Source organism: Streptomyces sp. NPDC087270 (genome assembly GCF_044744625.1).
Taxonomy (GTDB): Bacteria; Actinomycetota; Actinomycetes; order Streptomycetales; family Streptomycetaceae; genus Actinacidiphila.
This window is the reverse complement of the sequence record NZ_JBIUYR010000002.1, coordinates 295,947-316,080: the sequence shown is the minus strand read 5'-3', so window position 1 is coordinate 316,080 and position 20,134 is coordinate 295,947. Positions and strand designations below refer to the sequence as shown.

Annotated in this window: 15 protein-coding genes; 6 read left to right on the top strand and 9 right to left on the bottom strand. The window is 73.6% G+C overall.

Going from position 1 to position 20,134, the window contains the following annotated elements; all coding sequences use genetic code 11:
- Positions 1-215: 215 nt before the first annotated feature.
- The 4 genes from hrcA (at position 216) to ACIPAE_RS04850 (ending at position 4,269) form a co-directional block, all read left to right on the top strand.
- A complete protein-coding gene (gene hrcA, locus ACIPAE_RS04865; protein ID WP_329369505.1) occupies positions 216-1,232 on the top strand; it encodes a heat-inducible transcriptional repressor HrcA in 1,017 nt (338 codons plus the stop codon).
- Positions 1,233-2,369 carry a molecular chaperone DnaJ gene (gene dnaJ / locus ACIPAE_RS04860; RefSeq protein WP_103889160.1) on the top strand — a complete coding sequence of 379 codons (1,137 nt, stop codon included), beginning with the start codon at positions 1,233-1,235 and terminating at the stop codon, positions 2,367-2,369.
- A gap of 95 nt (positions 2,370-2,464) precedes the next feature.
- A complete protein-coding gene (locus ACIPAE_RS04855; protein WP_402442937.1) occupies positions 2,465-3,529 on the top strand; it encodes a nitronate monooxygenase in 1,065 nt (354 codons plus the stop codon).
- Positions 3,526-4,269 carry a 16S rRNA (uracil(1498)-N(3))-methyltransferase gene (locus tag ACIPAE_RS04850; RefSeq protein ID WP_402442935.1) on the top strand — a complete coding sequence of 248 codons (744 nt, stop codon included), beginning with the start codon at positions 3,526-3,528 and terminating at the stop codon, positions 4,267-4,269. Before ACIPAE_RS04855 ends, ACIPAE_RS04850 begins: the two co-directional genes overlap by 4 nt.
- 203 nt (positions 4,270-4,472) lie before the next feature.
- On the opposite strand, the gene ACIPAE_RS04845 is transcribed toward ACIPAE_RS04850, so the two are convergent.
- The 7 genes from ACIPAE_RS04845 to ACIPAE_RS04815 all read right to left on the bottom strand — a co-directional run bounded on the left by ACIPAE_RS04845 (position 4,473) and on the right by ACIPAE_RS04815 (position 16,056).
- The gene (locus ACIPAE_RS04845; protein WP_366412798.1) at positions 4,473-7,253 is read right to left on the bottom strand and encodes a glycoside hydrolase family 3 C-terminal domain-containing protein; all 2,781 of its coding nucleotides are present in this window, start codon (positions 7,251-7,253) and stop codon (positions 4,473-4,475) included.
- A 680-nt stretch (positions 7,254-7,933) separates the two neighbouring features.
- On the bottom strand, positions 7,934-8,440 hold the full coding sequence (locus ACIPAE_RS04840; protein ID WP_402442933.1) for a DUF4232 domain-containing protein: 507 nt from the start codon (positions 8,438-8,440) through the stop codon (positions 7,934-7,936).
- A gap of 143 nt (positions 8,441-8,583) precedes the next feature.
- Positions 8,584-9,258 (bottom strand): hypothetical protein, encoded by a 675-nt coding sequence (locus ACIPAE_RS04835; protein WP_402442931.1) that lies wholly within the window; start codon positions 9,256-9,258, stop codon positions 8,584-8,586.
- Positions 9,259-9,415: 157 nt separating this feature from the next.
- Positions 9,416-11,413: a protease pro-enzyme activation domain-containing protein gene (locus ACIPAE_RS04830; protein WP_402442929.1), complete on the bottom strand. Its 1,998-nt coding sequence runs from the start codon at positions 11,411-11,413 to the stop codon at positions 9,416-9,418.
- A gap of 312 nt (positions 11,414-11,725) precedes the next feature.
- Positions 11,726-15,259, bottom strand: a complete 3,534-nt coding sequence (locus ACIPAE_RS04825) for a S41 family peptidase (RefSeq protein ID WP_402442927.1) — start codon at positions 15,257-15,259, stop codon at positions 11,726-11,728.
- An 80-nt stretch (positions 15,260-15,339) separates the two neighbouring features.
- On the bottom strand, positions 15,340-15,702 hold the full coding sequence (locus tag ACIPAE_RS04820; RefSeq protein ID WP_402442925.1) for a hypothetical protein: 363 nt from the start codon (positions 15,700-15,702) through the stop codon (positions 15,340-15,342).
- 156 nt (positions 15,703-15,858) lie between these two features.
- Positions 15,859-16,056: a hypothetical protein gene (locus ACIPAE_RS04815; protein WP_402442923.1), complete on the bottom strand. Its 198-nt coding sequence runs from the start codon at positions 16,054-16,056 to the stop codon at positions 15,859-15,861.
- 151 nt (positions 16,057-16,207) lie between these two features.
- On the opposite strand from ACIPAE_RS04815, the gene ACIPAE_RS04810 reads away from it, so the two are divergent.
- Together ACIPAE_RS04810 and ACIPAE_RS04805 are read left to right on the top strand one after the other, a co-directional pair.
- Complete coding sequence (locus ACIPAE_RS04810; protein ID WP_329369521.1) at positions 16,208-16,564, top strand: histidine triad nucleotide-binding protein; 357 nt, start codon at positions 16,208-16,210, stop codon at positions 16,562-16,564.
- A 160-nt stretch (positions 16,565-16,724) separates the two neighbouring features.
- A complete protein-coding gene (locus ACIPAE_RS04805; protein ID WP_402442921.1) occupies positions 16,725-17,633 on the top strand; it encodes a ribonuclease Z in 909 nt (302 codons plus the stop codon).
- Between the two features lie 53 nt (positions 17,634-17,686).
- On the opposite strand, the gene ACIPAE_RS04800 is transcribed toward ACIPAE_RS04805, so the two are convergent.
- Together ACIPAE_RS04800 and ACIPAE_RS04795 are read right to left on the bottom strand one after the other, a co-directional pair.
- Positions 17,687-18,505, bottom strand: a complete 819-nt coding sequence (locus ACIPAE_RS04800) for an HAD family acid phosphatase (protein ID WP_402442919.1) — start codon at positions 18,503-18,505, stop codon at positions 17,687-17,689.
- 163 nt (positions 18,506-18,668) lie between these two features.
- Entirely contained in the window at positions 18,669-20,021 is a 1,353-nt protein-coding gene (locus tag ACIPAE_RS04795) for a 6-phospho-beta-glucosidase (RefSeq protein WP_402442917.1), read from the bottom strand.
- Positions 20,022-20,134: the final 113 nt, after the last annotated feature.

The window sequence follows — 20,134 nt, the reverse complement described above, 5'->3', positions numbered from 1 at the left end:
CGGGACCCGCCCCGGTCGCGCGCGGTACCGTACCCACCGCGTGCGGCACCGTACGTACCGCGCGTATCGCCCGTACCGCCCGCCGCGCGAGACCGTATCCCCGGCGCTCTTGCCGTGCCCTTGCCGCCGCGCCGTACACTGACTGCGGGAGCGCTGGCACTCGAAACGGAGGAGTGCCAGGCCGCAGGGCCGGGACGCCGGGTTGGAGGTGCGCGATGTTGAGCGAACGCAGGCTGGAAGTGCTGCGTGCCATCGTTCAGGACTACGTCGGCACCGAGGAACCGGTCGGTTCCAAGGCGCTCACCGAGCGGCACTCGCTGGGAGTGTCCCCGGCCACCGTGCGCAACGACATGGCGGTCCTGGAGGACGAGGGGTACATCGCGCAGCCCCACACCAGCGCCGGCCGTATCCCCACCGACAAGGGCTACCGGCTCTTCGTCGACAAGCTCGCCGGCGTCAAGCCGCTGTCGGGCGCGGAGCGGCGCGCCATCCAGAACTTCCTCGAAGGCGCCGTCGACCTCGACGACGTGGTGGCCCGCACCGTGCGGCTGCTCGCGCAGCTCACCCGGCAGGTCGCCGTCGTGCAGTACCCGTCGCTGACCCGCTCGTCGGTGCGCCACGTGGAACTGCTCTCGCTCGCGCCGGCCCGGGTGATGCTCGTGCTGATCACCGACACCGGCCGGGTCGAGCAGCGGATCATCGACTGCCCGGGGCCGGTCGGCGAGACGGTCCTCGCGGACCTGCGCGCCCGGCTCAACAGCCGTGTCACCGGCTGCCGTTTCCCCGAGGTGCCGCCGCTGGTGCAGGACCTGGCGGACAGCTTCGACCCCGACGACCGCCCGTCGGTCGCCACGGTGCTCGCCACCCTCCTCGAAACCCTCGTCGAGGAGAAGGAGGAGCGGATCATGCTGGGCGGCGCGGCCAACCTGACCCGTTTCCACCACGACTTCCCGCTCACGATCCGGCCGGTGCTCGAAGCGCTCGAGGAGCAGATGGTGCTCCTCAAACTCCTCGGAGAGACCGCCGACGGCACCATGACGGTCCGGATCGGGCATGAGAATTTTCACGAGGGCCTCAATTCCACCTCCGTGGTGGCGGTCGGCTACGGTTCGGGCGACGAGGCAGTCGCCAAGCTAGGCGTGGTCGGACCGACCCGCATGGACTACCCCGGAACGATGGGAGCGGTACGCGCAGTGGCACGTTACGTCGGACAGATCCTGGCGGAGTCGTAGGTGGCCACGGACTACTACGCCGTACTCGGCGTACGCCGCGACGCGGGCCCGGACGAGATCAAGAAGGCCTTCCGCCGCCTCGCCCGCGAACTGCACCCGGACGTCAATCCGGACCCGAAGACGCAGGAGCGGTTCAAGGAGATCAACGCGGCCTACGAGGTCCTCTCCGACCCGCAGAAGAAGCAGGTCTACGACCTCGGCGGCGACCCGCTGTCCGCCGCGGGCGGGGGCGGCGGCGCGGGTGGCTTCGGCGCGGGCTTCGGCAACTTCAGCGACATCATGGACGCCTTCTTCGGGCAGTCCTCGCAGCGCGGCCCGCGCTCGCGCACCCGGCGCGGCCAGGACGCGATGATCCGGCTGGAGATCGAGCTGGACGAGGCCGCGTTCGGCACCACCAAGGACATCCAGGTGGACACCGCGGTCACCTGCGGCACCTGCAACGGGGAGGGCGCCGCGCCCGGCACCTCCGCGCAGACCTGCGACATGTGCCGCGGTCGCGGCGAGGTCTCGCAGGTCACCCGCTCCTTCCTCGGCCAGGTCATGACCTCGCGGCCGTGCCCGCAGTGCCAGGGCTTCGGCACCGTGGTGCCCACCCCGTGCCCGGAGTGCGCGGGTGACGGCCGGGTGCGCTCCCGGCGGACCCTGACGGTGAAGATCCCGGCCGGCGTCGACAACGGCACCCGCATCCAGCTCGCCGGCGAGGGCGAGGTCGGCCCCGGCGGCGGCCCGGCCGGCGACCTGTACGTGGAGATCCGCGAGCTGCCGCACGCGGTCTTCCAGCGCCGCGGTGACGACCTGCACTGCACCGTCACCATCCCGATGACCGCGGCCGCGCTCGGTACCAAGTGCCCGCTGGAGACGCTGGACGGCCTGGAGGAGGTCGACGTGCGGCCCGGCACCCAGTCCGGCCAGTCGATCCCGCTGCACCAGCGCGGCATCACCCACCTGCGCGGCGGCGGGCGCGGCGACCTCATCGTGCACGTCGAGGTGGTCACCCCGCACAAGCTCGACGCCGACCAGGAGGACCTGCTGCGGCGGCTGGCGAAGCTGCGTGGCGAGGAGCGGCCCACCGGGCAGTTCGCGCCCGGCCAGCAGGGGCTGTTCTCCCGGCTGAAGGACGCCTTCAACGGGCGGTGAGGACGCCGTTCGCGGGGCGGGCCCGCCGTTGGCGGTCTCCCGCCCCGGCCACCCCGCGGCACCTGGCGCGGCACCCTACGTGACACGATGACCACATGCCCGCGTTGACCGATCTTTCCTCCTATTCGGCGTACCCGATCGTGCAGGCCCCGATGGCCGGCGGCGCGTCCAACCCGCGGCTGGCGGCCGCGGTGGCGGGCGCCGGCGGCCTCGGCTTCCTCGCCGCCGGGTACAAGACGTCCGAGGCGATGTACCAGGAGATCCGGCAACTGCGGGACGCCACGTCGCAACCCTTCGGGGTGAACTTGTTCATGCCGCAGCCCGGCACCGTCGATCCGTCCGCGGTCGAGGTCTACGCCGAGCAGCTCGCCGGCGAGGCCGCCTGGTACGGCACGGCGCTCGGCGACCCGGAGGCGGGCTCCGACGACGGGTACGACGCCAAGGTGGCGATCCTGCTGGAGGACCCGGTGCCGATGGTGAGCTTCACCTTCGGCTGCCCCGACCGGGCCGTGCTGGACGCGTTCGCGAAGGCCGGCACCTACACCGTCGTCACCGTCACCACGCCCGCGGAGGCGCTGGCCGCCCAGTGGGCCGGGGCCGACGCGCTGTGCGTGCAGGGCGTCGAGGCCGGCGGCCACCAGGGCACCCACCGCGACGACCCCCAACTCGACGGCACCGGCTTCGGGTTGCTGTCGCTGATCACGCAGGTCCGCGAGGCGGTGCAACTGCCGATGATCGCCGCCGGCGGGCTGATGCGCGGCGAGCAGGTCGCCGCCGTGCTCGCCGCGGGTGCCGCCGCGGCCGCGCTCGGCACCGCGTTCCTGGTCTGCCCGGAGTCCGGCGCGTCCGCCCTGCACAAGCGGGCGGTCACCGACCCGGTGTACGCCCGTACCGAGTTGACCCGCGCGTTCACCGGCCGCCCGGCCCGCGGCCTGCTCAACCGCTTCGTCCGCGAGCACGGCCGCTACGCCCCGGCCGGCTACCCGCAAGTGCACCACCTGACCCAACCCGTTCGCCGGGCCGCCGCCGACCTCGGCGACCCGCAGGCGATGGCGTTGTGGGCCGGGCAGGGCCACCGGCTGGCCCGGGAGCTGTCGGCGGGCGCGCTCGTGGAGACCCTGGTCGCCGAACTCCACGCCGCTCAGGGGGCCCACGCATGACCGCCCCTGTCTTCCTGGTCGGCCCCGACGCGCTCGACGGCTCCCCGGCGACGGTACGGCTCGACGGCGCGGAGGGCCGGCACGCGGTGTCGGTGCGGCGGCTCCAGGTCGGGGAGGAGATCGTGCTGACCGACGGGACCGGGCGCGGGGCCAGCGGCGTGGTCGCCGCGGTCACCGGCAAGGACGTCCTCGACGTCGAGGTGCGCGAGCCGCGCGCCGAGCCGGCGCCGGCCGTGTCGGTCACCGTCGTCCAGGCGCTGCCCAAGGGCGACCGCGGCGAACTCGCCGTGGAGACCATGACCGAGGCCGGGGTGGACGCGCTGGTGCCGTGGGCGGCGGCCCGCTGCGTGACGCAGTGGCGCGGCGAGCGCGGCGCGAAGTCCCTGGCGAAGTGGCGCTCCACCGCCCGGGAGGCCGCGAAGCAGGCCCGGCGGCTGCGGTTCCCCTCGGTCGCCGAGCAGGTGACGACACGTCAGCTCTGCGCGCTGCTCGCCGCCGCCGACTTCGCCGCGGTGCTCCACGAGGAGGGCACCGCCCCGCTGGCCGGCGCCCGGCTCCCCACCACCGGTTCCGTGGTGCTGGTGGTCGGCCCTGAGGGCGGCGTCGCCCCGGAGGAGCTGGCCCTGTTCGCGGACGCCGGCGCGGCCGCCTACCGGCTGGGCCCCACGGTGCTGCGCACCTCGACGGCGGGAGTGGCGGCCGTGTCGCTGCTGATGGCCCGAACGGGCCGCTGGTCGTAGGGCGCCCCGCGCCCCCGGGCGGGTGACCCTCTTCTCGCGGAGGGAGCCGCACTCGCTCAGGGGCGCGTGGGGCACTCCTCCTCGCTGCGCCGGGGGCACCCCCACCCAGGCGAAGCTCGGGGGAGAGCTGCGCGAGCAACCCCACCACCGGGCAGGGTGCCCCTCGACCGTTGTCCAGGGGCACCCTGGGGGGTCAGGGCACCCTAGCCCTGCTTCCAGACCTGGTTGGCCGCGCCGGTGCAGTCCCAGATCTGCACCTGGGTCCCGGGAGTGGTGGACTCGTCGGTGTCGTCCAGGCACCTCCCCGAACTCGGGTTGAGCAGCGCCCCGTCGGCCTGCGGCTGCCAGACCTGCGCACCGGTCCCGTTGCAGGTGTAGAGCTGCACCTTCGTGCCGTTGGCGGTGCCCGCCGACGTGATGTCCAGGCACTTGCCGAGCGCCCGCACCGTGTTGTCGCTGCCGACCGTCCACTGCTGGGCGGCGGTGCCGTTGCAGGTGTAGACGTCGACCTTCGTGCCGTCGGCGGAGTTCGCGGCGTTCACGTCCAGGCACAGGCCCTGGTAGCCGACGAGCTGACCGGCCAGCGCCGCGTCCGCGGGCACCACCGTCCACAGGAAGGTGGTCGAGGCGCTCGCGCCCGCGCCGTCGTGGGCGGTGACGGTCACCGTGCTGGTGCCGGCCTTGGTCGGGGTACCGGTGATCGCGCCCGAGGACGAGATCGCGGTCCCCGCCGGCAGCCCGGTGGCGGTGAAGGACGGGGTCTGGCCGGCGGTGGTGTCGTGCGCGGCGACCTGCACGGACACCGCGGCGCCGGTGAGGCCCTCCTGCGCGCCCGGCGCGGTGACGGTCAGCGGCGTGCCGAGCTGCGCCGACGTGACGCCCAGGGTGCCGGTCAGCGGCAGGTTGCCGTCGGAGTCGCCGACCGAGATGCCGTAGGAGCCGGTCGCGGTGGTCCAGGCGCCGGACGAGGCGTCGTAGCTGCGCAGGTTCTGCTGGCTGACGGGGAAGCTGACGGTCTGGCTGGCGCCGGGCTGGAGGTCCACCCGGGCGAAGCCCTCCAGCTGCCGGGGCGGTTCGCCGTTGCCGGCCGGCCGGCTGACGTAGAGCTGGGCGACGTCGGCGCCGGCCCGCGCGCCGGTGTTGGTGACGGTCGCGGTCACGGTGGCCGCGCCGCCCGCCGCCAGGGCGCCCACGTGCAGGTCGCTGAAGGAGAAGCTGGTGTACGACAGGCCGTAGCCGAACGGGAAGAGCGGCGTGAGGTTGTTGGCGTCGTAGTAGCGGTAGCCGACGTCGACGCCCTCGGAGTACTGCACCTGCCCGCCGGTGCCGGGCCACTGCGCGGTGGTGTGCGCGGGGACCTGGGACAGCGAGGTGGGGAAGGTCACCGGGAGGTGGCCGGAGGGGTTGGTGTCGCCGAAGAGCAGCGAGGCGATCGCGGTGCCGTCGTTCTGGCCCGGGTACCACGCCTCCATGACGCCCTTCACGGAGTTCAGCCAGGGCATCGTCACGGCGGAGCCGGTGTTGAGCACCACCACCGTGTTCGGGTTGGCGGCGGCCACCGCCGAGATCAGGTTGTTCTCCGAGGCCGGCAGGTCGATGCCGCCCAGGTCGCTGCCCTCGGACTCGAAGTCACTGGCGAAGACCACCGCGACCGACGAGGCCGCGGCGAGCGAGGCGGCCGAGCCGGTGTCGGAGCCGCTGTCGTACTTGACGCTGACGCCGCCGCCGGCCCGGGCGGTGATGCCCTGCAACGGGGTGACGGTGCCGCTGGAGTTGACCGCCGCGCTGCCGCCGCCGGCGGTCTGCGGGCTGGTGGAGGCGTCCGCGCCGATGACCGCGATCGAGGAGGTGCCCGAGCCGAACGGCAGGACGCCGCCGCTGTTCTTCAGCAGGACGGTGCCCTCGGCGGAGAGCTGGGTCGCCGCGGTCTTGTTCGCGGTGCTGGTGGCGACCGCGCCCGGCGAGCCGGACGGCGCCTTGTCGAACTGGCCGAACGCGAACATCTCGGTGAGGATGCGGGTGGCCATCGTGTCGAGGGTGGCCTGGCTGACCGCCCCGGAGCCGACGGCGTTGCTCAGCGCGGTGCCGTAGTAGCCGTCGTTGCCCGGCATGTCCTGGTCCAGGCCGGAGTTGGCCGAGGCGGCGGTGGAGTGGGTGGCGCCCCAGTCGGAGGTCACGAAGCCCTGGAAGCCGAACTGGCCTCGCAGCGTGCTGTTCAGCAGGTCGGGGTTCTGGCAGGCGTAGGTTCCGTTGATGGTGCTGTAGGAGCACATCACGGAGGAGGCCGCGCCCTGCTGCACCGCGTCCTGGAAGGCCGGCAGGTAGATCTCCTGGAGCGCCTTCTCGCTGATCACCGCGTCGTCCGAGGGGGTGTTGCGGTTGGTCTCCTGGTTGTAGACGGCCAGGTGCTTGACCTGGGCCATCACCCCCGTGGACTGCACGCCCCTGATGTCGGCGGCGCCCAACTGGCCGTTGAGGTACGGGTCCTCGCCGATCGACTCGAAGGCGCGGCCCCAGCGCGGGTCGCGGTCGATGTTGATGGTCGGGCCGAGGTCGACGGTGGTGCCCTTGGCGGCCTGCTCGCTGCCGATCACCTGGCCGTACGTCTGCTCGGCCGCGGTGTCCCAGGTGGACGCGACGCTGACCGGTGCGGGCAGTTGGGTGACGTCGTTCATGCCGTCGGCGACGCCGGCCGGGCCGTCCTCCAGGGTCATCGCCGGGATGCACAGCGCGGGGATCGCCGGGGTGAACCCGACGTAGCTGGAGCCGCCGGTGCCGGTGGCCAGCGCCACCTTCTGGGCGGTCGTCATCTGCGCCAGCACCTGCGCGACCCGGTCGGGGATCGGTGCGGTGGAGTGCACCCAGGGGCAGGCGCCGGCCGCGGTGGGGGCGGCCTGCGCGGTGGGGGCGGAGACGGCGCCGAGCAGGCCGGAGCCGCCGGCCACCAGGGCCAGGGCGGCGAGATACGGCGTTCGCCGTCTCACCGATGTGCGGAACGTGTGCACGATGCCTCCAAGCATCTGCCGAGGGGGGTGTTCCGGTCGGGGTTCGGGGTCGGGGTTCGGGGTCCGGTGGGGGAGTGGAGGTGCGGACGTGGAGGTGCGGACGTGGAGCTGGGGGCGGTGAGCGCGTGGTGCGTGGCGCGGTGGCCGACTTCGGAACATGGACGCATGCCCTACGGCGGCCGGGCGTCGTCACGGCGGCGCGGAACGCTCCGGCCCCGCGGTCGGACCGCGGGTGGAGCGCTCCCAGGAGTGCGCGTCCACGCACTCTTTCCGTGCCGAACGGGAGAACAGGAGAACGGGAAAGCAGGGGAGCGGGAGTGCGGGGGAGCGGGGGAGCGGGACAGCAGGCGTGCGGAAGCGCTGTGCGCGAAGGGGCCGACCCGCGGTCGCCGATGACGGCCGGTCGTCTGCCCATGGTGCGGGTGTGATTGAACTCGCCTACCGGGGCGCGGTCAAGGTCTGAACCATCATTGCGCCCAGCCCTTGACCGGCTGGCGCCATCCGCCCGTTTGGTTTCAAGGAGTGAAGCCAAGACGCCTTCGCGGTGGACCGGTTGAGCAGGTGTCGTCCGAGGGCGGTCGCACGCGGAACGCGGGCCCGCACGACGTACGTGCGAGCCCGCGTGGAGTGCGGTGCCCGGTGGTGGGGGCGGGCGCGGGTCAGGCGCCGCGCTGGACCGGGCCGACCAGGGTGCCCTTGGCGACCGTGAGCTTGCCGTCGGCGAAGGAGGTGCCGGGGATCTCGCCGCCGGGGGCCTGGAGCGTGAACGACGCCGCGTTCGCGGCGAGGCCGTGCGCGTTGTTGGGCACCTGGATGTCGAAGTGCACCGGGTGGCCCGGGCCGAAGGTCACCTTGGTGTGCTGGCTGCCGTAGCGCTTCGTGGTGAGCTTGACGCTCTTGTCGTGGTTCGTGAAGTGCACGCCGGTGGGCGAGCCGGCCAGCGTGCAGGACTCGTAGCCGCGAGGTGCGGTCAGGGTGACGCGGTAGTGCCGGTGCCCCGCGGAGTTGGCCGTCTGGGTGATCTTCGCGAGGTGGTTGGCCGGACGGCAGGCGGAGGGGGCGGGGCTCTTGCCCTTGGCCGGCGACGCCTGCGCGACTCCCGCACCGGCGGCCCCCACCAGTGCGGCGACGGCGAGGGTGACGGCAATCTTCCGGGTGGTACGCATCAACTCGTGCTCCTCGTCTTGCTCAACGGCCCCGAGGTCTCCCCGTCGGAACCATGGTCAACTCGATTGTTGCCCGACCTCCGCGGGAAAAATGTCCCGATAGCGCCACAGTCGCGTCACCGGTACGTGGGGGTATGGCCTCATCAGGCCAGCGACTGCCAGAACGCGGCCTCGTACGCCTGCATCAGCCGCGCCGCCTCCACTGCGGCCGAGGGGTCCTCTCCCGCGTCCAGGCCGGCCTGGAGCAGCCGGGTCGCCTGGGTCTCGAAGCCGGGCGGCAGGGTCGAGAAGAACGCGAAGAACTCCACGTCGCCGGCGGTCAGGTCGTAGCGCGGCGGCACGGCCTCCGCCAGACGCGCGCAATAACCGCCCCAGAAGCCGAAGTTGACCAGCAGCGCCAGCGCCAGCTCGCTGCGCGTGCCCGACCCGACCAGCCAGCCCAGATAGTGCGGATAGCCCTGCGCGGCGGGCGACGGCCGCCACCCGGCCGCACCGGCCGGCGGCCCCGCCGGATCTAGCGCCGACCCCAGCCGCGCCAGCAGCTCCAACGCCCGCGTCTCGCCCTGCGCCAGGCCGAGGAACAGCTCGGCCGCGGCATCGTCGCCGCCGAACCGCGACGCCGCCAGGGCGAAGCTGCGCCGGTCGCTGCGCACGATCAACGACTCCTCCGCCACCAGGCGGACCAGCCGCTCCCGGGGCGCGGCGCCGGACTCCACCAGCTCCACGAACGCGTTGTGCGCGGCGGCGCCGGCCAGCTCGCGCCGCGCACGGGCGATCAACTCCTGTGCCTCGCGCTGTCGTTCGTCGAGCGGTTCCACGCAAACCTCCGGAAAGCACCGTGAAAGCGGGTGGTCGGCCGGAAACCTACCCGTTCCCGGCCGCACCGACGCGGTGCCACGCCCACCCGTTCCCTGCTCGCGGGCGGTCCCTGTTCGGGGGCGGTCCCCCTTCGGTGTGGTCCGTCTCCGGGGCTGACTACCGCCTGACGGGCAGGAGCCGGAAGGAGCGCAGATAGGCCGGGGCGGGCGAGCCGACGCCCGTCACCTCGTCGTAGCCGGGGACCGCGGCCAGCGAGGAGTCGTGGCCGAGGGTCTGGAGCGTGGTGGAGGTGCCCGCCGAATCGTCCACGCCGTTGCGGTAGTCGACCCGTACGGCAGCCAACTGCCGGTCGGCGCCGAGCGGGTGGTCGGTGACGTCGTGGAAGTCGGCGGCGTGCCGCTGGTCGTAGAGGCGGGGGTTGGCGAAGCCGATCGGGAAGCCCTGCGCCTGCTGGGCGAGTGCCTGGATGCCGGCGATCACCGGCGCGGCCAGGCTGGTGCCGCCGATCCTGAACTCGCTGTACTTCACGGTGCCGTCGGGAAAGCTCTGGGTCTGGCCGATGAGGAAGCCGGTGGTGGGGTCGGCGACCGCCGCGATGTCCGGGACGGTCCGCATCGCCCGCCCGCCGCCCTGCCGCGCGAGGGCGGCCGGTACCACGCCGCGCTGGTACCACGGCTGGGCTGCCCGCGTGCTCGCCCCGCCGCCCGCGCCGTCGTCGAAGGTGCCCGGCAGCGAGGACCACGCGGTCCCGGTGGCGTTCAGCCGCGAGTTGTCGGTGCCCCAGCCGGTCTCCCACCGGTAGCCGTCGTCCGCGCCCACCGCGAGCGACGTCCCGCCGACCGCGGTCACCCACGGCCGCGACGCGGGCGTCTCGCTCTGCTTGGTGCCGGTCGACGCCTTGTCGTCGCCGTCGTCGCCGCTGGAGAAGTAGAAGCCGATGCCCTCCAGCGCGCCGGTGGCGAACGTCTGGTCGTAGGCCGGGTCGAGCGCCGGGTCCGCGGCGCTCTCCGGCTCGCCCCACGAGTCGCTGACGATGTCCGCGAGATGGTGGTCCACGACGGTGTTCAGGGCCGCCAGCAGGTCGGGGTCGTCGCACGAGGCGGCGCCGACGTACGTGATCCCGGCGTCCTGCGCCATCGCGTGCGCCGCCTCCACGTCGAGCGACTGCTCGCCGTACCAGCCGTCCGCGCCGCACTGGTCGGTGTCGGTCCAAGCCGAGGCGTCCACGGTGGTCAACTGGCCGGCGCGGTAAGGCGCGTCGCCGTTGCGCCGGGCGTACGTCTCGGCGTCCGCGGTCAGCGTCGGGGAGTGGTAGGCGTCCACCACCGCCACGGTCACGCCGCGCCCGGAAAGGCCCGAGCCGGTCACGCCGTACGCACTCCGCAACTGCCGCCCGGTGTAGCCCTGGACGGCGTACGGCGGGACGGCGCCGTACGCCTGCGGGACGCCGGCTGCCGGGTGGTCGCCCCAACTGGTCGAGAACGGCGGCGCGTTGACGAAGGCGGCGGTGGGACCGGGGAGTTGATCGCCCGGCGAGGCCGCCGATACGGCCTTGGGCGTCGCCAGGTGCGGGGTGTCCTCCAGGCCGGTCACCGTCAGCACCGCGTCGGCCATGTCCGCCGGGACCGAGGCGGCGGTGACCGGCGCGGTGTAGACGTGGCCGCCCTTGCGGTACCGGTGCAGGGTCGTGCCGAACGCGGCGCTGACGGCCTTCGGGCTGCCCTGCACGGTCAGCTGGTGCGCGTCCGCGGCTGTCACCCGGAAGCCGGCGCCGGTCAGCCAGTCGCGTACGGCCGCCTGCCGGCCAGGCGTGGCGCCGTACCGCGCCTGTACCTGCGCCGGGGTGAGGTACCGGCCGTACTCCGCCGAGGCCGGGTCGGAGACCGAACGGGCCGCCGCCTCCAGCCCGGCGTGGTCCCGGCCGGCGAGGTACACGTGCGCGGTCACGGTCGTGCCGGTCGGCGCCTGGCCCTGGTCGGCCTGCGCGGTCGCCCACGGGGGCGCGGTACCGGGCAGGCCGATCCGCCCGGTGGGTACGGCGGGCACGGCGGACGGCGTGGCGGCGTGCGCGGCGGCGGGAGTGCCCGCCACCACCAGCCCCGCGGCCAGCAGGGACGCGGTACGGGCGAGGAGCTTGCGGCTGCGTCGGCGCATGGGCGGTCACCTCTCGGTGGTGGGCGGTGCGGGCCTTCCGAAGATGCATGACCCTTCGCCGGCCGACGGCAACACGGACACCGGGAGATTGCCGCGGGCGGCGGCTGAAACTTCATCAGTTCGGGTGTTCCACCCCACCCCCGCGGATGCGCGGCGGGCCGCACATACCCAGGGGCGCGGGGAGCTGCGCGACCAGCCCCCCACTCGGGGAAGGTCCCGAGAACCGCGGACAGGGGCACCCGGGAGGGTCCCGCGGCGCCCCCGCCGCAAGGTCCCGAGAACCGCGGACAGGGGCACCCGGGAGGGTCCCGCCTACCCCGGAAGGGGCGGCGCCGACTTCGCCGGGTTCGCCGCCAACGCCTCCAGGGCCATCCCGATGGCACGGTCGAGCTGGGGATCGCGCCCGGCGGCGTAATCCTGCGGGGTGACGACCACCTCGACATCCGGCTCGACCCCGTGATTCTCCACGGACCACCCGAACCCCTCGAACCAGAGCGCGTACTTCGGCTGGGTCACCGAGGTCCCGTCGACCAGCTGGTAGCGGCTGTCGATGCCGATCACACCGCCCCAGGTGCGGGTGCCGACCACCGGGCCGATCCCGAGCGTGCGGATCGCCGCGTTGACGATGTCACCGTCCGACCCGGAGAACTCGTTGGCCACCGCCACCACGGGCCCGCGGGGAGCGTCCTGCGGGTAGCTGAAGGGGTGGCCGTACCGCGGCAGGTCCCAGCCGATGACCCGGCGGGCCAGCTTCTCCACCACGAGCTGCGAGGTGTGCCCGCCGCGGTTCTCGCGGACGTCGACCACCAGCCCCTCGCGGGCCACCTCGACCCTCAGGTCGCGATGGAGTTCGGCCCAGCCGTTGCTGACCATGTCGGGCACGTGCAGGTAGCCGAGCCGGCCGCCGGACGCCCGGTGGACGTAGGCGCGCCGGTCGGCGACCCAGTCGTGGTAGCGCAGCGCCTCCTCGTCGGCGAGCGGCACCGCGACCACGTGCCGGACCGGGCCGCCCGCCGCCGGTGTGACCGTCAGCTCGACCGGCTTGCCCGCGGTGCCCACCAGCAGCGGCGCGGGGCCGGTCAGCGGGTCGACCGGCAGCCCGTCCACCGCGACGAGGGTGTCCCCGGCGCGGACCGCCACCCCGGGTGCGGCCAGCGGCGAGCGCGCCCGGGGGTCGGAGGACTCGCCGGACAGCACCCGGTCCACCCGCCAACTGCCGTCCTCCGCACGGGAGATGTCCGCACCGAGCAGGCCCTGGCGGCGGCGCGGGTCACCGGAGCCGCCGGGGGGTGAGACGTACGCGTGCGAGGTCCGCAGCTCGCCGTGGAGTTCCCACAGCAGGTCCACGAGGTCGTCGTGGGTGGCGATGCGGTCCAGCAGCTCGCGGTACCGCTCGCCGATCGCGTCCCAGTCGAGGCCGCCCATGTCGGCCCGCCAGAAGTGGTCGCGGGCGAGGCGGTGCGTCTCGTCGAACATCTGCCGCCACTCGTCGGCGGGTTGGACGGTGGCGCGCACCCGGGCCAGGTCGATGCTCGTCGAACTGTCCGAGTCGTCATCGGACTTGCTGTCCGCCGGCCCGATCCGCAGCCGCGCCCCGCTGGTGACGAGCACCTTCGTGCCGTCGCCGGAGACCGCGAAACCGTCGGCGTCGGAGGCGATCTCCTCGACCTTCAACTGCCGCAGGTCGTAACGCTCCAGGACGGTCTCCGGCGGCTCGGCCTCGGGCGTGGCCAGAGACGCGCCGAGGCTGCCGACGAGCGGGTGCCGCAGCCACAGCACCCCGCCCTTGGCGGCTTCCAACCCCGAGTAGTGGCCGGCCTCGACGGGGAAGGGCACGATCCGGTCGGCGATGCCCTCCGCGTCGACCTTGGTGGGACGGGGCCGGTCCCGGCGGCCGCGCCGCCCCGAACCACCGCTGTCGGAACCGCCGTTGTCGCTGCCGGAACCACTGTCGGAGCCGTTGCCGGAGTCACCGTCGGAGGCGTCGTCGGACTCCTCGCCGGAACCGCTGTCCGAGCCGTCGTCCGCGCCGGTGCCGGCGCTCACGCCCGCCCCGGTGTCCTCGCCCGCGGCCAGCCCCAGACCCGTACCCGTGCCTGTACCCGTGCCGCCGCCGTCGCCGTGCTCGCCGTTCTCGTCCCCGTCGTCGTCGTACGGGCGGCCGTGCCGCTGCGGGCCGAACGGTGAGGGCGTGGTGGCGGCGAGCGTGATCAGGTACGGGCGGCAGGCGTTGGGGAAGGAGAGGTCGAACACGTGGGCGTCGTAGACCGGGTCGAAGGCCCGCTGGGACAGGAGGGCGAGGTGCCGGCCGTCGGCGGTGAACGCGGGCGCGAAGTCGATGAAGCGCAGCGGGGTGGCGTCCACCAGGGTCAGGTCCGCGGTGGCGGCGAGCTTGATCTGCCGCAGCGAGCCCGGCCCGGGCTGGGACCAGGCCAGCCAGCCGGAGTCGGGGGAGAAGGCCAGGTCGCTGACGTCTCCGGCGTTTCCGGCCGGTGCGGGAGCCGGTGCGGGTTCGTCGTCGCCCTCCGCCGTGGCCGTGTCGGTCGTCGGCACCTCGCGGACCTCGCCGGTCTGCGTGTCGACCAGCAGCACCCGCCCGTCGTGCGAGGCGACCGCGATCCGGTGGCCGTCCGGCGACACCTCCAGCTCGTGCACCCGGCCGAGCCGCCCGGCCGCGAGCCGGCGCGGCGCGGTGCCGGCCGGCAGTCCGGTGGCCGGGGAGATCTCCAGCGCGTCGTCGCCGTCGGCGTCGGTCACCCACACCACGTACTGGTCGTCGCCCTGCGAGAACACCCGCGGGTGCCGGGTGCGTACGCCCGGCTGCGCGGCCAGGACCCGGGCCGGGCCGCCCCGGTGGGTGACCCAGTGCGTGGTGCCGCGCACCTCCACCGCGCTGCCCCGGCCGGTGTGGTCCGGCCGGGCGTCGCCCAGATACGCGGCAGGGCGCAGCGGGTAGGGCTGCAAGTCCACCCGCTGGCCACCGAGTTCGATCTCCAGCGGGCGCGGCTGTACGTCCTCGCCGAGGCTGTCCAGCACGTACAGGGTGCCGCCGACGGTGTACACCACCCGGGTGCCGTCGGTGCCTGCCTGCCGGGCGTAGAACCCGCCGAGCGGGGTGTGGCGGCGCAGGTCGGCGCCGTCGGGCCGGCTGGAGTAGAGCGCGCCCTGGCCCTCGTGGTCGGAGAGGAACGCGATCCGGTCGCCGACCCACATCGGGTACTCGAGGTTGCCGTCGATGTCTTCGTGCAGCCGGGCGAACTCCCCCTCGCCGGTGGGGTCGAGCCACAACTTGCCCGCGGTGCCGCCCCGGTAGCCCTTCCAGTACGCGGCCTCGCGCCCCATCGTCACCGACTGGAGCAGCAGGGCGCCGTCCGGTCCGTACGCGAGGTCGCCGAGCGGGCCGAGCGGCAACTTCCGCGCGGGGCCGCTGTCCAGCGGCAGCCGGTGCGCCCAGGTACGGCGGATCGACGCCTGGCCGGCCGTGGTCACCACCACCAGCTCGCCGTCCGGCGTCCATGTCCGCACGCCGGTCTGGGCGTTGCCCCAGTAGGTGAGCCGCCGCGAGGGGCCCCCGGCCAGGTCCGCCACGTGGACTTCGGGGGCGCCGTCGCGGGTGGAGGACCAGGCCACCGACGTGCCGTCGGGGGAGATCCGCGGCCGCCGGACCGGCATGTTGTCCGCGCTGACCCGCCAGGCCCGGCCGCCGTCGAGCGGGGCGACCCACACGTCGTCCTCGGCGGTGAAGACGACCAGGTCACCGTGCGGGTGCGGGTGCCTCAGGTACGAGGGGTGAGATGCGGGGTGAACAGGGCCCGAAGGGCGCGCGGAGAGCGAGGACTGCGTCACGAAGCCAGCCTAACCACGATCAACTGCGCTGAGCAGTGCCCCTCGGTACGAACCGGGGCCGCCGCGCGGAGCGCGGCCGGTCAGCACGCGCCGAGCCCGTGCACGTCGAAAACGGTGCGGCCCTCCACCAACGCGGTCAGATGGCCCTGGACGCACTTGAGGTTCGACTGCCGGGTCACGTCGCCCTTCACCGAGATCTTCCGCTGGTCGTTCGTGCGGCCCACGCAGTCGACCTTCGGGTCCTTCCTGTCCTCGGTCGCGCTGCACGACAGCCACTGCACCTGGACGTGTTCCTGCTTCAGCGCCTTGGTGGCCAACTGGTCAGTGCTCACCGACACGTTGGAGCTGCTCAGCCCGTCCACGGGATCGCACGCCGCGACCGTGGCCATCACCATGGCGGCTCCCGCCACCCCGACACCCCAGTTCCTCCGGATGCGTCCCATCCCCCCACGATGCCCCGCCCTGTTCACGGCGGCCATCCCCCACACGGTGGACGTCCGCCCTTAAGGGCCGCGGCCCGCGCGGACGCCTGCGGGCGTGGGCCGGAAGGCCGGTAGGCCGGCTCACCCGCCTCCGCCGGCCCACCCACCTCCGCTGCCTCACCCGCCTCCGCCGCCGCCACCGCCGCCCCCCGTGCTCGGGCGGCAGTCGGTGTGGCACGACGGCAGCGCGTAGTAGGCGATCGCGCCGAGCCCCGCCACGATGGCTCCGACCAGCATCAGCATCGCGAGCAGGCAGCCCACGGAGATCGACCGGTCACGTAACCTGCCCGCCCGGGGCGCGCGTTCGTTCCTCACTCCCGTGATGTGCCCGGCGGGCGCCGCACCGGAACACGCAAGGGGGGCCGTACCGCGAGGAGGACGACGGGCGGGCCGATACGATGCCGGGTGCGGGTCGGCGGACGGCGCCGGCCGCGGACGGACGAGCGGAAGAGCAAGGGGTGCCGCCGTGGCGGGAGAAGCACAGCCGGACTGCCTGTTCTGCAAGATCGTGGCCGGGGACATCCCGGCGACGGTGGTGCGGGAGACGGAGACCACCATCGCGTTCCGGGACATCAACCCGCAGGCGCCCACCCATGTGCTGGTGATCCCGCGGGTGCACTACGCCGACGCGGCCGAGCTGGCCGCGGGCGACCCGGCCGCCGCCGCGGACGTGCTGCGGGAGGCCGGCGAGGTGGCCGCGCGGGAGAACGTGGTCGACACCGGCTACCGGATCGTGTTCAACACCGGCCCGGGCGCGGGCCAGACCGTCTTCCACGCGCACGCCCACGTGCTGGGCGGCCGCGACCTCCAGCGGCTGGTCTGAGCCGGGCACCGGACGCCCCGAACCCCCGGACCCGACCCGGACGCCCGGACCCGACCCGGACACCCGGACCCGACCCGAACCCCCGGACCCGACCCGAACCCCCGGACCCGACCCGGACACCCGGCCCGGCCCGACCCGCGACCGTACGGACCCCAGCGCCATGTCACCCCGCGAACTCGTCGTGCTCGGCACCGCCAGCCAGGTGCCGACCCGGCAGCGCAACCACAACGGCTACGTGCTGCGCTGGGACACCGAGGGCATCCTCTTCGACCCCGGCGACGGCACCCAGCGGCAGATGGTGCACGCCGGGCTGGCCGCGCACGACCTGACCCGGATCTGCGTCACGCACTTCCACGGCGACCACAGCCTGGGCCTGGTCGGGGTGGTGCAGCGGATCAACCTGGACCGGGTGCCGCACCCGATCACCGCGCACTACCCGGCGAGCGGGCAGCGGTACTTCGAGCGGCTGCGGTACGCCACCGCGTACCGCGAGACCGCGGAGCTGCGCGAGCGGCCGCTCGACGAGGACGGCCCGATCGCGGTCACCGGCGAACTCACGCTGTCGGCACGGCGGTTGTCGCATCCGGTGGAGGCGTACGGCTACCGGCTGGACGAGCCCGACGGGCGGCGGATACTGCCGGAGCGGCTGGCCGCACACGGCATCGCCGGGCCGGACATCAGCCGGCTGCAACGCGACGGCGAGCTGCGCGGGGTGACGCTGGATCAGGTCAGCGAGCCGCGGCCGGGCCAGTCGTTCGCGTTCGTGATGGACACCCGGATGTGCCCGGCGGTGCCCGAACTCGCCGCGGGATGCGACATGTTGGTGATCGAGTCCACCTTCCTCGACCAGGACGCCGGGATCGCCGAGGAGTACGGCCATCTCACCGCGGGACAGGCGGGCCGGGTGGCCGCGGAAGCGGGTGTACGGCACCTGGTGCTCACCCACTTCTCGCAGCGCTACCCCGACCCGGACGACTTCGGGCACCAGGCCCGCGCGGCGGGCTTCGCCGGCGAACTCACCGTCGCCCACGACCTGATGCGCGTCCCGGTGCCCAAACGCCGTCCCTGAAGGGGACCTTGCCGCCGCACGGCACAGCTTCACACCCACGGCGGCCGCACGCCCTACGGCAGGTAGTACATCGGGTTCGGCAGCTTGAACGACTTGTCCGCGTGCCCGCCCTCCAGGTCGCTGTACTGGTCGCCGAAGTTGCCGACGATGTCGTAGCCCAGCGACTCGATGTGCGCCCGGGTGCCGGACTTGTACTCGATGGTCGTGCAGGTCGCGCCGCACGGCAGGTACGACGGCGGGGTGGCCGCGTTCTTCAGGTACAGGTGCGAGGTGTCGGCCGGCGCCTTGAAGCCCTCCGCGGTCAGGTTCCGCACCGTGTCGGCGCGCTGAGCCTCCGGGCGGCCGGTGATCCAGAAGACCGTGATGCCCTTCGAGGCGGCCCAGTTGACGAGGGTGTCGATGCCGAAGACCGGCGGCATGTTCTTGGTGTCCAGGTACGTCTGGTTGCTCGCCGGGGTGTAGTTGAAGCCCACCTCCAGCTCGTAGTTGTACGTCAGCAGGCTGGTGTCGTCGACGTCGAGCACGATCGCGGGCTTGCCGCTCTTGCCGTGGCCCTTCCCGCCGCCGTGGCCGTGGCCGGCGGTGGCCGCCTGCGCCAGCCAGGACTTCGCCTTCGCCTCGATCCCGGCGACCTGATGTGCGTAGTTGCTGGTCGGGGACGCCTGGTGCTCGCCCGACGCGTCGACGGTGTCGCCGTAGTACGCCTTGATCTCGTCGACGACGTTGGTGAGATTGGGGATCTGCTTGTCGCTGCGCGGTGCGGAGTTGTCCGCGGTCGCGACGCCGACGCCGTAGAACGTGGCGCCCAGCGTCACCGCGGCGGCGGTGACGGCCAGCGCGCGGGTACGCAGGGACAGACGGGCACGGGGCATGGCGGTGCTCCTTCAAAGCTTGGTGGTGCGGCGGAATGTAGACCCCGGCATCCGAGCAGGTCAAGGCCCATCTACGCGCGTGGCGGCGCAACACGGGTTCATCCGTGGTTTCCTTTGCGTTAACCCGCAGTTCAGAGCCGCGCGGGCCGGGTTCCGCCGGTTGTCACCAGTTCGCCGCGGTGAGGATACGGCTCGCCGCCGCCGCGGAGTCGACCAGCGGATGCCGTACCAGCGCGCGCAGCGCCGCCGCCCGCGAACCGGTGGTCGCCGCCTCGATCGCCGCCCGCTCCACCGACTTCAGCGCCAGCATCAGCCCGGCCTGGTGCTCGTCGGGCGCCGCCACCGGCAGCGGACGTGCCCCGAACGCGCCCACCTCGCACGGCACTTCCACCACCGCGTCCGGGTCCAGCGCCGAAACCACCCCGCCGCCGGGCACGTTGAGGATCAGCACGGTGCGCTCGTCCCGCGCGATGGCCCGCATCAGGGCGAGCGCCACCTTGTCGTAGCCGCCGCCGTCCAGGTCGTGCGGGTCGCGCTGCCAGCCGCCGGTGGCCGCGCGGTTCTCGGCCATGTAGGTCTCCTCGCGCTCCAACCGGGCACGCTCCCACAGCTCGTACGCCGACGGCCCGCCGCCGGCCGCGCCCGCGGAGCCCGCCTCCGTACCGCCCGCTCGGTCCGCCGCCGCGAAGAACTCCGACTGCCGCGCGTGCAGGAACTCCCCCCGGGTCGCGTCCGCCGACCGCACCGCCGCCAGCGCCTCCCGCTCGAAGTAGTAGTAGTGCAGGTACTCGTTGGGCAGCGAACCCAGCGCCGACAGCCACTCCGCGCCGAACAGCCGCCCCTCCTCGAACGAGCCGAGCGCCGCCGGGTCCGCGAGCAACCCCGGCAGCAACTCCCGTCCGTCCAGGGCGAGTCCGCGCAGCCAGCCGAGGTGGTTGAGGCCGACGTAGTCGTACGAGAAGCCCGGCGCGTCCGGGTCCGCGCCCGCCGCCCGCGCGGCCCGCCGGACCAACCCCACCGGCGAGTCGCAGATGCCGATCACGCGCGGGCCCAGTACCCGGGCCATCGCCTCCGTCACCATCCCCGCGGGGTTGGTGAAGTTGATCACCCACGCGGACGGGGCCACCGCGCGGACGCGCTCGGCGAGATGCAGGGTGACCGGGACGGTGCGCAGTCCGTACAGCACCCCGCCCGCGCCGACGGTCTCCTGGCCGAGCACGCCCTCGGCCAGCGGGACCTGCTCGTCCCGCACCCGGCCCCCCGTGCCGCCGACCCGGATCGCCGAGAACACGAAGTCCGTGCCGCGCAGCGCCGCGTCCAGGTCCGTCTCGACCCGCACGCGCGGTCCGGGAGCCGCACCCGCCGCCCCCTGCTCGGCCAGCACCTTCGCGATGACCCGCAGGCGCAGCGGGTCCGTGTCGTGCAGCACCAGTTCCGTGACCGTGGGGTCCCCTTGCAGGGCCCGAAACACCAGGGGCACCCGGAAGCCGCCCCCGCCGAGGATGGTGAGTCGCACGCCGTATCCGTCCCGTCTGCCTGGCCGATGTCCTCCCCGGACCTTACGACCCGTCCGTGGCGCAACCCCACCGGCAGGTGGTCCCTGAACCGACAGCACGTGGCAACCCGGTC